Source organism: Hymenobacter fodinae, from assembly GCF_004745825.1.
GTDB lineage: Bacteria > Bacteroidota > Bacteroidia > Cytophagales > Hymenobacteraceae > Hymenobacter > Hymenobacter fodinae.
This window is the reverse complement of sequence record NZ_SRLA01000004.1, coordinates 137,849-150,482: the sequence shown is the minus strand read 5'-3', so window position 1 is coordinate 150,482 and position 12,634 is coordinate 137,849. Positions and strand designations below refer to the sequence as shown.

General features: G+C 56.4%; 8 protein-coding genes. 4 read left to right on the top strand and 4 right to left on the bottom strand.

Going from position 1 to position 12,634, the window contains the following annotated elements; genetic code table 11:
• Nucleotides 1-6 precede the first annotated feature (6 nt).
• Complete coding sequence (locus EU556_RS18450) at nt 7-1,236, top strand: hypothetical protein (RefSeq protein WP_135435618.1); 1,230 nt, start codon at nt 7-9, stop codon at nt 1,234-1,236.
• On the opposite strand, the gene EU556_RS18445 is transcribed toward EU556_RS18450, so the two are convergent.
• The 3 genes from EU556_RS18445 to EU556_RS18435 form a co-directional block, all read right to left on the bottom strand.
• A complete protein-coding gene (locus tag EU556_RS18445; protein ID WP_135435617.1) occupies nt 1,220-2,119 on the bottom strand; it encodes a 1-aminocyclopropane-1-carboxylate deaminase/D-cysteine desulfhydrase in 900 nt (299 codons plus the stop codon). The genes EU556_RS18450 and EU556_RS18445 overlap by 17 nt on opposite strands.
• A 229-nt stretch (nt 2,120-2,348) precedes the next feature.
• Entirely contained in the window at nt 2,349-4,961 is a 2,613-nt protein-coding gene (locus EU556_RS18440) for a YfhO family protein (RefSeq protein ID WP_135435616.1), read from the bottom strand.
• A gap of 209 nt (nt 4,962-5,170) precedes the next feature.
• A complete protein-coding gene (locus tag EU556_RS18435) occupies nt 5,171-6,070 on the bottom strand; it encodes an EamA family transporter (RefSeq protein WP_135435615.1) in 900 nt (299 codons plus the stop codon).
• 181 nt (nt 6,071-6,251) lie between these two features.
• On the opposite strand from EU556_RS18435, the gene EU556_RS18430 reads away from it, so the two are divergent.
• From EU556_RS18430 to EU556_RS18420, 3 genes are all read left to right on the top strand, one after another.
• Entirely contained in the window at nt 6,252-8,765 is a 2,514-nt protein-coding gene (locus tag EU556_RS18430; protein WP_135435614.1) for a bifunctional UDP-N-acetylmuramoyl-tripeptide:D-alanyl-D-alanine ligase/alanine racemase, read from the top strand.
• Between the two features lie 402 nt (nt 8,766-9,167).
• Nucleotides 9,168-10,586 carry an alpha/beta hydrolase family protein gene (locus EU556_RS18425; RefSeq protein WP_135435613.1) on the top strand — a complete coding sequence of 473 codons (1,419 nt, stop codon included), beginning with the start codon at nt 9,168-9,170 and terminating at the stop codon, nt 10,584-10,586.
• A 100-nt stretch (nt 10,587-10,686) separates the two neighbouring features.
• Nucleotides 10,687-11,337: an OmpA family protein gene (locus EU556_RS18420; protein ID WP_135435612.1), complete on the top strand. Its 651-nt coding sequence runs from the start codon at nt 10,687-10,689 to the stop codon at nt 11,335-11,337.
• 176 nt (nt 11,338-11,513) lie between these two features.
• On the opposite strand, the gene EU556_RS18415 is transcribed toward EU556_RS18420, so the two are convergent.
• On the bottom strand, nt 11,514-12,416 hold the full coding sequence (locus EU556_RS18415) for a carboxypeptidase-like regulatory domain-containing protein (protein WP_135435611.1): 903 nt from the start codon (nt 12,414-12,416) through the stop codon (nt 11,514-11,516).
• Nucleotides 12,417-12,634 lie beyond the last annotated feature (218 nt).

Below are 12,634 nucleotides of genomic sequence, written 5' to 3'. Positions count from 1 at the left end.
TTGCTTATGCTCGTTACTCCACCACTTACGTCAGCTATTGGGGCGCCTTCAGTTGCCCACGAAGTAGCACCGGGGCCCTCTTGGCTGCGCCGGTGGCACAGCTGGTTGCTGGTGGGGCTGTGGGTGTTGGTGCAGCTTTCATTGCTTTGGCAGCATCACGGCCCGCGCTACGTCAACGACAGTGGTCGGTACTTGGCCTACGGCACGCGCATTGCTCAAGAATGGCACTTCGAGCGCGACCATAATTTGCGGTACGTGGGGTATCCGTTGTTTATCAGCTTTTGGCTGACGGTGGGTGCTGGCTGGTGGGGCATTGCCCTGGGGCAGATGGCCGTGGCCGGATTGGCTGCCCGCGCCTTTTATACCACGCTACGCCGCCTAACGCCCAATGCTCTCGACTGGCGCCCCGCCGCGCTGGCCACAGCCGCGCTGGTAGGCTGGCGCGATGCCCAACAGTTTAATGTGTACATCCTTACTGAGTCGTTGTTTGCCAGCCTGACTATTCTCTCGTTCTGGGCGCTATGCCGGGCGAACAAGGGCGGACCTAGGGGCTGGCTGCTGTTTGGGGTGCTGGCCTTGCTTACGGGCATTGTACGCCCAAATGGATTTGTAGTGGCGGCAGCGGGCGCTGTAGCGGCGTTCGTAGAGGTGCGCCAGCAGCCGGGGCAACAAGCTTATCGGCGGGCGTGGCTAGGCCTCTTGCTACTGGCACCCTTGCTCTGGATAATCCTGAACAAGCTGCTGCTCACCTTCACACTAGTAGAAACCTATCTGCGGGGGGAAATTATCTACGGCTATACGCATTGGGTGGTAGAACCCACCGAGCCTCTATTGTTCCCACCCACCGGTCTGCCACCAGTATTGCGGTTAGGATATTTTATTCTGTGTAACCCAGTGTATTCCACTAAGCTGGCTCTGCTGAAAGGCGGGTTGTTCTTCAGCTATGTAAAGAGTTACTATTCCTGGTCGCACATTATAATGATTGTGGTATTCATCTACCCTTGCTATTGGTTGGCTTGGCAGGGTGCTCGCGCTACCTGGGCCTGGCTGCCGGCTCGCGTGTTTCTGGTGGCCGTGATTTTGATACAAGGAGCTGTGGTGATGATGACGGTAGAAGACTGGGACGTACGCTTCCTGCTGCCATTGCTGCCTTGCGTATTTGCGCTGGCCGGCTTGCGGCTAGTTACGCTGCTGCCACGCGCCCAGAAGCCAAGTACACTTACAGCGGCAGAGTAAGCCGCTCCCGAAAACCAGCCCAGGCCTGTAGGCCACCCGTGTGCACGGCTACCACCGTGCTGCCGCGGCGGAAGTAGCCTCGCTCCAACAAATCAAGCACTCCCACAAGTAGTTTGCTGGTATAAATTGGGTCGAGCAATACACCGTGCCGCTGCTCAAACTCCCGCACAAAGTGTAGTAATTCTGGCGAGAGGCGCGCGTATCCGCCGCCGTGGTAAGCGGTGTGCAGTGTCCAGTTTGTGTAGGTAGTGCCGGTGGCTTGCTGGGTAAGCTGGTTAATATCATCCCGCAGAAAGTCAGCGCCTTTAAGGGCTGCAACACCCAGGGCTTCGTGCTGACCACCTAGGCCAGTGAGCAGTCCGGCCAGCGTGCCGCCGGTGCCGCAAGCCACGCACAGGTAGTCAAAATCGGCTTTTAGCTCTTGCACTAGCTCAGCACAGCCCGGTAGCGCTAGGGTATTAGAGCCACCTTCGGGAAGAATATAGGCTGGACCCAGCGTGTGCAGTAACTGATCTAACACTGCGGGCTCATGCTTACGGCGGTAGGTTGCACGGTCGAGGAAGTGCAGTTCCATGCCATCGGCGCGGGCCTGGGCCAAGGTGGGGTTGAGGGGCAACTGGCCTAGCTCCTCGCCCCGCACTACGCCCACGGTCCGTAGGCCAGTCAGGCGGCCGGCGGTGGCTACAGCGGCCAGGTGGTTGGAGTAGGCACCCCCAAATGTGAGCAGCGTATGGTGGCCTAGCCGGCGAGCTTCCTGCAGGTTGTACTTAAGCTTGCGCCATTTATTGCCCGGTAGCTCCGGATGCGTCAGATCGTCGCGCAGGAGCAGGAGTTGTACCCCGGCACGGTCTGCTGCTGGCTCATGTAGGGGCTGCAAAAGCATAGAGGCTAGAGTGAGGAGGTGATAGAAAAATGAGGTAACGAGGTGCCTAGGCCTGTTGTCATTATAAACAAAAGCCCTTACTGCCGCGCGGTAGTAAGGGCTTTCGAATAGCTCATTGCAGGGATTAAGTAGAAAGTAGAGATGTAGCTTTGCAAGTGCGGTAAGCCTGCTTGCAACGACACGCTAAGCCACCTTTCACTTTATTTCTACATCACCGCTTGCTCTCACATCAGGCCGCGAGCAAGGTGTCCTGAATAGAATGCGGCTCAGGACGACGCTTGATGGCGTAGTAGAGAGCGGCTAGCAGCAAGGCAAACAGGATGATGGAAGCAACCATAGAGATGGTGTTGCCCAAGGCGTACTCCCGTGGCTCGAAGCGGAACTCAATGGTGTGCTGACCAGCGGGTACTTGCATGGCGCGTAGCACGTAGTTGGCGCGTACGTAAGGCACCTGCTTGCCATCGAGGTAAGCGTTCCAGCCGTCTTTGTAATAGATTTCGGAGAAGACCACAAAGCCGTTCTGAGCAGCAGTAGCGCGGTAAGTCAGTTTATCGGGCTCATATGCGGTGAGGGCAATGGTAGAGCCGGCAGCCGAGAAGCTAGTGGTGGGCAGCGGGAATTTAGACGCGTCCACTACCGCCGTGGTAGCGGGGTTGAGCGCACCCAGCGCCTGGATCTCCTGATCGGGGTTCTGTACTTTTTGCACATTCTGCACAAACCAAGCGTTGCCCAGCGCGCCGGGGTTACGCACGGCCTGCTCCGGCTGTTTGGCCTGCGGGTTGGCCGGCACAATGAGGTAGCGCATGTTCAGCATGTTGAGCACTGGCGCCGCATCGGGCTTGCTCTGGGCAAAAATCTGTTGCAGTTGGGGCTGCATCTGCCAGTCGAACAGCTCTTGGTAGCGGCGCAGCTTGGCACCGTGGTAGCCCCCAATACTCTTGTGGAAGTAAGAAGTATTCGCCTCCTGGAATGGGCTGGCCAGGTTGAGCACCCGGTAACTCAGGTCCTTATCCTGCAGAATCTGCTGGTCGGTAGGAGAGGGTACGAATTGCTCGGCCACTGTTTCATTCTGGAAATTAGCATCGTTGAGGTAGCGCTTGTCTACCATCCACAAGTCAGCCAGCGTGAGCAGGCCTACCAGAGCCGCGGCCATGCTCATGGAAAGTTTGCGCTGCAGGTAGAACCACAACACGCCGCCCGCCAAGGCAATGAATACCAGGGAACGGAAAATATCGGTGCGCATGAGCGAGGCTCGGTCGGCCCGCAGGGCATCCAGTGGGAAGCCCTGCTGCTGCAGCTGCGCATCAACAGGAGCCGCAAAATCAGAAACCAGACCGGCCATAAATGCCAGTGCGCAAATACCCGCCGTAATACCCAAAGCCATCAGCACCTGCCGCTTGAGCAGGGCCGTGGTGGCATCATCAGTGGGTTTGCCGGTGAGGGCTGCCAGACTGGGGTGCGTGGTGCTCGGGGCAGTGGGGGCCGTAGTGGCGCGGCCTTGCAAGACGCGGGCCAGGGCTAGTACGGCCAGCAGCGGCATGGCTAGCTGCGCAATAACCAAGGCCATGCTCACCGAGCGGAACTTGTTATAGCCGGGAAAGTAATCGAACATCAGGTTATTGAACACCTCGAAGTTCTTACCCCAGGCCAGCATGATAGATAGAATGGTGCCCACCAACAGCCAGATGCGGATGCGGCGGTCAGCAATCAATAGGCCTAGCACAAACAAGAAGCACACCACGGCACCCACGTACACGGGCCCACTCGTGCTAGGCTGGTCGCCCCAGTAAAGTGGCATCTGGGCCAGGTAGTCGCTGAGCTGCACGGGCGGTACGCCGGCCGCGGCTAGGGCTTTACCAGTTTCAGAGTTGTCGCTGAGCTTGCCCTGCGAGGCACCGCCGTAGAAGTTAGGAACCAGTAGGGTGATGGTTTCGCCCACGCCATAGCTCCAGTTAAAGGCATAGTCGCGCTCCAGGCCCGAGCCGCCTTCCTCGGAAGCCGCTGCGGTTTGGCCCGGCGCCGTGGGTGCCGATTTGGTTAGTTCCGATTTCCCCCGGATGGAATACTTGCCGTACTCGGCCGTCACGTATAGGCGGCCAAAGCTCACGCCCACGGCCACCAATGCCGCCGCTCCCAATAAGGCCGTACGCTTCAGAAAATCGGGCAGGCGGTTTTCCCGAACGGCAAACACTAGCTCCACCACCCCAAACACCAGCACAAGCAGCAGCAGGTAGTAGGTAATTTGGAGGTGATTGGAGCGCACGTTCATGGTCAGGCCCAGCGTGAACAGCGCGGCCCCCAGCCATTGGTTACGCCGGAACGCCACTAGCAAGCCACCCAACACCAGCGGCGCGTAGGCCAGGGCCAGCGACTTGGTATTGTGCCCCGCCGCCAGAATAACAATGTTGTAGCTCGTGAAACCCAGAGCAATGGCGCCCACCACAGCCAGCAGCGGCCGCAGCCCCAGCGCTATAAACAGGGCATAGCCGCACACCAGAGCCAGAAACAGGTTAGCTACAACTGCGGGCAGTCCAAGCGTGAATAGGTGGTGTAGGTAAATGCTCAGGTCGCCGGGGAAGCGGGTGCTGATGAGGTAGGTCGGCATCCCCGAGAACATGGAGTTCGTCCAGAGGGCTTCTTGACCCGTTTTGGCCCGCCACTCGGCGGCCTCATGGGCACCCCCGTTGAACTGCACTATGTCGTGCTGGGCTAGGGTCTTGCCATCGAATAGGATGGGGGAAAAGTAGACGGCGGCCAGCACCAAGAAGAATAAAACGGCCAGCAGGTGCGGTAGCACCCGCCGCCACAGGGGCGCATCGGCCGGACGGGAAAGTGTGGTCATTCGGCTTAAGGAAAGTCGGAAAACGATCTGCTAGGCCACTTGGCCCGGCAAAGCAGCCCGAAGGTAGCCGTTTTCAGAGTTTCTAGCTGCCTGTGCAGAACACTTCTAGGCTAGTAGCAGACGGTACGGCGTAGCGTAAGGGCGCAGCGCTTGGGTTTCTTCGTCAATCAACTTTCACTTGGCCTCAATCAACCAGCAGCGAGGCTCTACTAGCGCCGCCCCAGCTGCAAGCTGCTGTTGTACAGCACTACCGAGCAAAAAATTATGGCGTAGGCCACTCCCTGCACACCCGTTGCTGCTTCGCCGAAATACAGAAAAGCCAGCGCGAAGCTTACAATTGGGTTGGTGTACATCATAATGCCCACCGTGCCCGAGGGCAGGGCATTGAGCGCGTACAGATTGAGAAATAGCGGAATTACCGTAAACAAAGAGCTCAAGACGAACACTACGCTCAGCAACCGGAGGTCCTGAAAACCCGCCGCGGGCTCGGCGCCCAGTAGCGGAGCCAGGGGCAAAATAACCAGGGCGGCCAGCACCAGTTGCACCGTGAGCAGCACCAGCCGGTCGTAGCCCTGCAGGCGGCGCTGGCTGATCAGGTAGGCGGCATAGGTAGCGGCTACCACCAAGCTCATCAGCAGGCTGCGCAGTTCCCCGGCCCCCAGTAGCAAACAGCTTAGCGCACTCAGCGCAATGGCTAGCCATTGGTTGGGGCGCAGTTTTTCTCCCAGCACTACAAAGCCCAGCAAAGCCGTCAGAATAGGACAGATAAGATAAGCAAACGACCCCGCCTGCACGCTCACCTGGTTGATAACATAAATGAACAACAGCCAGTTAGAAGTCAGCAGCACACCGCCCACCACCGTGGCGAGGCCTACCACCCGGCGCTCTTCACTTGGGGCAGCTTGCCACTGTGCCCACACCTGCCGCACGGTCGCGCGCCGAGCCAGGCCATGCAGCAACAGCAGAATAAGCAGAGAAAGCAGAATGCGAAAAAACAGAATCTGGCCGCTGGCATAACCCGCTAGCCAGCGTAGCGGAATTGGGAAGAAGCCCCAGATGAGGAAGGCCGCTAAGGCAGCCAGGTGATGACGCGAAAGTTTCAAAAGCAAAAGCCAGGAAAAAGATTGGCGCTGCAAAAGTACAACCTGCGGCTTCGGGGCAACAGTTGGGTACCCAAACGCGCATAGAAACCTTTCACGTTGGTGGCTCAGAAACCTACCATGAGCTGGTCGGACGTCGCCCTCAGTATCATTGGGCGGCCTAGGCCACTCCTTGTACCTTTGCAGCGCTATGCTTCAGTTCACTGATCTGCCTGCCTGCACGGGTGGCACCTTGCTCCAAACGCCCGCCGTGGCCGCGTCCATCCACCAGCTGCTCATTGATAGCCGTCGGGTGGGGCAGCCGGCCGGCGCCCTGTTCTTCGCCCTGCGCGGCCCCCGCCACGATGGGCACCGCTACTTGGCGGAGCTGTATGGCCGGGGCGTGCGGCTGTTTGTGATTGACGCGGAAGCGGCGTTGGAAGGTGGCCTAGCCGCCTTTCCCGAAGCTGGTTTCCTATTGGTGCCCGAGGTGCTAACCGCGCTGCAGGCCGTGGCTGCCTGTCACCGACAGCAGTACCGCTTGCCGGTGTTCGGCATCACCGGTTCCAATGGGAAAACCATCGTGAAGGAGTGGCTGGCCCAATTACTTAGCCCCGATGAGCTGATCTGCAAAAGCCCGCTGAGTTTCAACTCACAAGTAGGAGTGCCACTGAGCGTGTGGGAACTGAACCCCACCCATACCTTGGGTATTTTCGAAGCTGGCATCTCGGAACCCGGTGAAATGGCCCGGCTGGCCCGCGTCATTCAGCCCACGTTAGGCCTGTTCACCAACCTCGGCACGGCCCACGATGCGGGCTTTGCCTCTGCGCGGGAAAAGACCGAAGTGAAGATGCAGCTGTTTCAGAACGTGGATACGCTCTTCTACTGCGCCGACCATGCCCTAATTCATGAGGTGGCAAAGACCCAGCTTGATAGTCGCCGCACCGTGCGCTTCCCTTGGACGCGCCAGCGTACTCTCTTCGACAGCCAGCAGGCCGATGTACTGGTGACCATCCATGAAGCCTCTGCCGAGCGTACCGTAGTGCGCGTGGAGCGCGCTAGGCCACTGCCCCAGGAGCACACCTTTACGCTGCCCTTCGCCGATGAGCCCTCGGTGGAAAATGCTCTCCACGGCCTCTCAGTTCTACTGTGGCGCCAAGTGGCCCCAGCTGAAATTCAGCGCCGCCTCGACCGCTTACAGCCGGTGGCCATGCGTCTGGAGATGAAACAGGCTCTGAACGATTGCTACGTCCTCGACGATACCTATAACAACGACCTGGCGGGCCTCAGCTTAGCTCTGGATGCTCTGGCCCGTCAGCCGCGCCGGGGCCGCCGGACCCTCATTCTCTCCGATGTGTTGGAATCGGGCTTGCCTACTGCTGAGCTCTATGCGCGTGTGGCGGCTCAGGCTACGGCTCATGGTGTAGAGCGGCTTATTGGCATTGGTCCTGAAATTAGCCAAAACCAAAGCGCTTTTACTGGCCTAGAAACCTCCTTTCACGCCGACACGGAAGCCTTCCTGGCCAGCTTCCAACCCGACCAATTCCGTCACGAGACCATTCTGGTAAAGGGGGCCCGGCGGTACGGGTTTGAGCGGATTGTAGCCGGTTTCCAGCAGAAGATTCACGGAACGGTGTTGGAAGTGAACCTCGATGCGCTGGTGCACAACCTCAATTTCTACCGCCGCCGCTTGCAGCCCGGCGTCCGGCTGATGGTGATGGTGAAGGCCTTTGCGTACGGCAGCGGCTCCTACGAAGTCGCCAACCTACTCCAGTTCCACCGCGTCGACTACTTGGCTGTGGCCTACACCGATGAGGGCGTTGACCTGCGCCAACACGGCATCAGCCTGCCCATCATGGTGATGAACCCGTCGCCGGATGCGTTCCAGAAGCTGCGGCAGTATCATCTGGAGCCGGAAATCTATTCGTTTGAGTTGCTGGATGCCTACCTGGCAGCCGCCCAGGAAGGACCATTGCCGGCCATCCATCTTAAGCTTGATACTGGGATGCGCCGCCTGGGTTTTGCCGAGGAAGACGTGCCGGCGCTCTGCCAGATTTTGCAGCGCAACCTAGGCCACCTGCGCGTTGCCAGCGCCCTAACCCATTTGGCCGGCGCCGATGAGGAGCAGCATAACGAGTTCTCACGGCAACAACTCGCCGCCTTCCACCGCATGACACCCCACCTGGAAGCGGCGCTAGGCCACTCCATCATTAAACATGCCCTCAACTCGGCCGGCATTGTGCGCTTCCCTGAATCGCAGTTGGATATGGTTCGCTTGGGCATTGGCTTGTATGGAGTGGAGGCTACAGGGCAGGAGCAGGATGCCCTACGGTCTGTTAGCACTCTGCGAACCACCATTTCGCAAGTGAAAACGCTGCCCGCAAACCACACCGTAGGATACGGCCGCCGCGGGCAGGCCGTGGACCACGACCGACGCATTGCTACCCTGGCCATCGGGTACGCCGACGGCTACGACCGTCGGTTTGGTAACGGAGCAGGCGAAGTGCTTATTCGGGGGCAGCGGGTTCCTCTGGTGGGCAACGTGTGCATGGATATGTGCATGGTAGACGTAACGCACGTTCCGGAGGTGCAAGCCGGCGACACTGCCGTTATATTCGGGGATGGTGTACCGCTCCCAGAACTAGCTAGCAGGGTTGGTACTATTCCTTATGAACTGCTCACCAACGTAAGCGAACGGGTTAAGCGCATATTCATCACCGAATAATGCAGGACTTAACAGGAGAGATTTTTAGCAAATAGTTGATTCGAAATAGGTTATAATGGGGCTTAAAAGGAGGTTATAAGTAATTGTATAGAAATAATTATAGCTTCTATGATGGTTTATAGATCATCAGGTGATAATTTTGACCCCTTAAAAGTTGCCGGGAGTATTTCATTCTAGGAAGACGTAAGCACATTCGTCTCCTTACTTGATAGGGGATAACGGCTTCGTTTGTTTTTATTTAACTGCCAGGAATTTAAGTGCTTACTAGTTAATAGGTCATCTATTTCAAACCTGGTAACTTATTCTCTTACCCACCAATCAATGGCAGTAGATAACTACTGTCGCTGATTGTACTACTTGTTCTTTTAAGTTTTCTGCTACTAGTTCTTACCACCCTACTGCATGATTAAACTTGTACACTTGCCTTGGTGGCGGCACGCAATTGCGTACCTGCTGCTGTTGATGTTGACTTGCGGTCGTAGCGTAGCCGGGGAAACGCAAAACTCCCTCGATGGCTACTGGAAAGGCCCATTGCAGGTTCCTGGCGGAAAGCTGGAAGTAATCTTCCGCTTGGTAAAGCTGAGCGACGGAACCTACTTCGCTGCCATGGATGTGCCCCTGCAAAAGGTGAACCGCATGCCGGTCGCCGTTACTGTGCACGGCGACACTGTTTCTCTGGCGGCTGAAGAAGCGGGCAGCCGTTTCATGGGCCGGATTACGGCTGACGGAAAGAAAATAGATGGGACCTGGACGCAGCCGGGCTTTACCGTTCCCATGCTGCTGGAGTTTGTGCCCGCCACCATTGACACAAACCCCAAAGCCCGCCTTACGCCCCCGTACCGCGAAGAAGAAGTATTGTTTACCAACATCCCGGTTGATTTACGCTTAGCCGGCATGCTCACCATTCCGGCGGGCAAAGGCCCTTTTCCGGCCGTGGTGCTAGTTTCAGATGCTGGCGCTCATGACCGCGAAGGAACCGTGGGCGACTATCATGTGCTGGGCGCGTTGGGCGACTATCTGACGCGTCGTGGTATTGCTGTATTGCGTTTCGACGACCGTGGAATTGGCAAATCTGGCGGCGATGCTGGCACAGTCACTGTTCCTAACTTGGTATCCGACGTGCAGGCAGCCCTTAACTTTCTGCGTACCCGGCCGGAGATTGATCTGGAGCACCTGGGTGTGATTGGGCACGGGGAGGGCGGTAACGTTGCGCTACTCACGGCAGCCCAGCCATTGCCACCGAGCTTTGTGGTAGCAATGGCTGCCCCTGGCTTACCCGGCAAGGTGCTGCAGGCTCAGCAGCAGGCAAACATCTTGAAAGCAGCCGGCACCGATGCTGCCAAGATTGAGGTGGCTTTGAAGAATCAACAGGCTCTGTTTGACTTTATTGCGCAAACGCCAGACCCCTCCCAGGCGAAAGCAGTTATTGCCAGCATGATCCGCCAAAGCAATCCGACGCTGGATTCTACTGCTGTAAAACTTGCTGCCGCCGACATTACATCACCCCGCTACAAAGCATTCCTGAGCTTCGACCCCACTGCTAAACTCGGTGACGTAAAGTGCCCAGTATTGCTCCTCAACGGCACGGCTGATTTAGATGTAGGCGCTGATGCTAATCTGGCTGTACTCACCAAATGCCTGAAGGGTAGCAGCAGCGTGACGCCACGTAAGCTGCTCGGGGTTAACCACCTATTCCAACCCGACCCGAAGGAATGGCCGCTGGTGAATGGGCAGCAGAAGCCTACGTTTTCGCCGGTAGCCCAAGAAGCCATTCGCGAATGGGTAGTGCAGCAAACTCAACAAGATAAAGTCAAAAAGTAGACTTTTTAATCTCGTAACATCAGCAAAGGGGGCCGAATGAGCTTAGCCATTCGGCCCCCTTTTGCGTAAGCGAAAAACTCATCTTTTCTCCCTTTTCTCTATGAAAAAGCAACTGTTCTCTGTTCTGGCTGCCACGGCCCTACTTACTGCCTGCGGCGACCTAAAGAACCCCGAGACCAAAGACCAGCCACAAGAGGCCACTGCCGATACGGCTGTAGTGTACCGCAACGGCGAAACTGCTGCTGATGCGGCGGGTACGGCCGGCGACAAAATTGAAAATGCTGCTGACAAAGCAGGTGCAGCCGTTAGCAATGCCTGGGACATGACCAAGGCTAAGCTGTCTGACGTGAAGCTGGAAGAGATTGACCTGCCGGAAGTTTCCGTACGCAGCGACGACCAGTACAACGTGTATGGTATCGAAGAAAAGATTCTATTTGATACTGATAAAGCTGAAATCAAGCCTTCCGCTACGCGTGCCTTGTCTGAAATTAGTGCTTCCGTGGCACAACGTTTCCGTGGTAAAGAGGTGCGCGTTCTGGGCTTTGCTGATTCGCGCGGCGACAAGTCATACAACCGGGAATTGGCGGCTAAGCGCGCCGCAGCCGTTAAAAATTGGCTGACTACCAATGGGCAGATGAACGCCGCCAACGTGAGCATCGAGTCGTTTGGCGAATCGGCGCCGGTGGCCTCTAATGCCACTGCATCTGGCCGCCAGGAAAACCGCCGGGTAGAAATTGCCGTGCGTAAGTAGTTCTTCGGCTCAAGCGGCGTGGTCATCTAGGCCACCTGAGCTGTTTAGCTGCCTTTGCTGAGCTGCATAAGAGTAGCTGTAAAACCAAATCGGCCGACCCTTAAACAGGGTCGGCCGATTTGGTTTTACGGGAAACTGGCCTAGCACAAGCTTGCTCCAGTTATATAGGTAAAGACTTAGTCTTTAATCATATCAACCTCGGCCCGAATCATGGCGTTGTAGCGCTGCCCGTTGCTGGCGAGGGTAATCAGGCTCCAGCCACGGCCAATGGTGTAGTTCCAGGTGCGGCTTTCTTTGAATTCGAACGTAGGACGCAGAATCTGACCGTAAGGCGTGTAGTTATCCATGAAGTTGGTGGTGTAAAACTTGTCACCACTCACAATCCATTCCATGGCTACAAAGAAGCCCTCTTTTGGTGCTTCAATATTGTACTGCGTCAGATCAATGGTATACCACTCGCCGCCTTTAGGAGCCGATACCACAATGTTATCGGTTAGCAAATCGGTATTGGGCGAGTTGTAGTTGCCATCGGCTTTATACAGGCGCACCCGGAATGGTTCGCGCGGGAAGCCATTTTCACCAATGTAAAACGACACTGAGCGCACATTGCCCAGGTTTTTGTTCTTGTCATTCTTTACGAAGAAGGCGTACTGGCTGCCGGGCATCCCCTGAATCATTCCCTCTCCCGGAGTGGAAGATTTCGAGCCCATTTCCATATTCTTGATTTTGGCGCTGCTCACCACCTTCACTTCCTTCAGCGCGATGGCACGCTTCGGAACCTCGATGATCATATCCTGCACCTTAATGCCGGGCTTGATGAGTACCGCCTTACGGAAGTAGCCCAACGCATTGATTATGAGAGAGTCTTGAGGGTTCTTCTCTGGCATAGCCAGCTGGAAGTACCCATACTCGTTGGTAAGAGCACCCGTTTGTTCTTCCCTTAGGCCTATCGAGGCAAATGGAATGGGCTCTTTGGACTTTTCGTCCACGATGCGGCCTGATATTTTATTCTCCTGAGCAAAACCTAAGGCTGGGAGAAGCAAGGCCAAGAAGAGAAGTGAGAGTACGCGTTGGAGCATAGACAGACAAGTAAGACTATGCCAAAATTACAATCATTTTGGGCACTAAAAGCAATACCTCATAGAATATTTATAATTGTGCAATTTGTTGGAAGAATAGTTATAAGGTTGATTGTGACGATTTTCTATGCACCCGAAGTAGACATTTATGGACTTTGGCCGAAACCTAAAAGGGTGGTACCTTTGTTTAAAGAGAATCTAAATAATCCCACCTGCCC

Coding starts and splice junctions, on each gene's coding strand:
- EU556_RS18430 (WP_135435614.1), top strand. CDS start 6,252: ATGCTTCAGTTCACTGATCTGCCTGCCTGCACGGGTGGCACCTTGCTC.
- EU556_RS18445 (WP_135435617.1), bottom strand. CDS start 2,119: ATGCTTTTGCAGCCCCTACATGAGCCAGCAGCAGACCGTGCCGGGGTA.
- EU556_RS18425 (WP_135435613.1), top strand. CDS start 9,168: ATGATTAAACTTGTACACTTGCCTTGGTGGCGGCACGCAATTGCGTAC.
- EU556_RS18420 (WP_135435612.1), top strand. CDS start 10,687: ATGAAAAAGCAACTGTTCTCTGTTCTGGCTGCCACGGCCCTACTTACT.
- EU556_RS18440 (WP_135435616.1), bottom strand. CDS start 4,961: ATGACCACACTTTCCCGTCCGGCCGATGCGCCCCTGTGGCGGCGGGTG.
- EU556_RS18415 (WP_135435611.1), bottom strand. CDS start 12,416: ATGCTCCAACGCGTACTCTCACTTCTCTTCTTGGCCTTGCTTCTCCCA.
- EU556_RS18450 (WP_135435618.1), top strand. CDS start 7: ATGCTCGTTACTCCACCACTTACGTCAGCTATTGGGGCGCCTTCAGTT.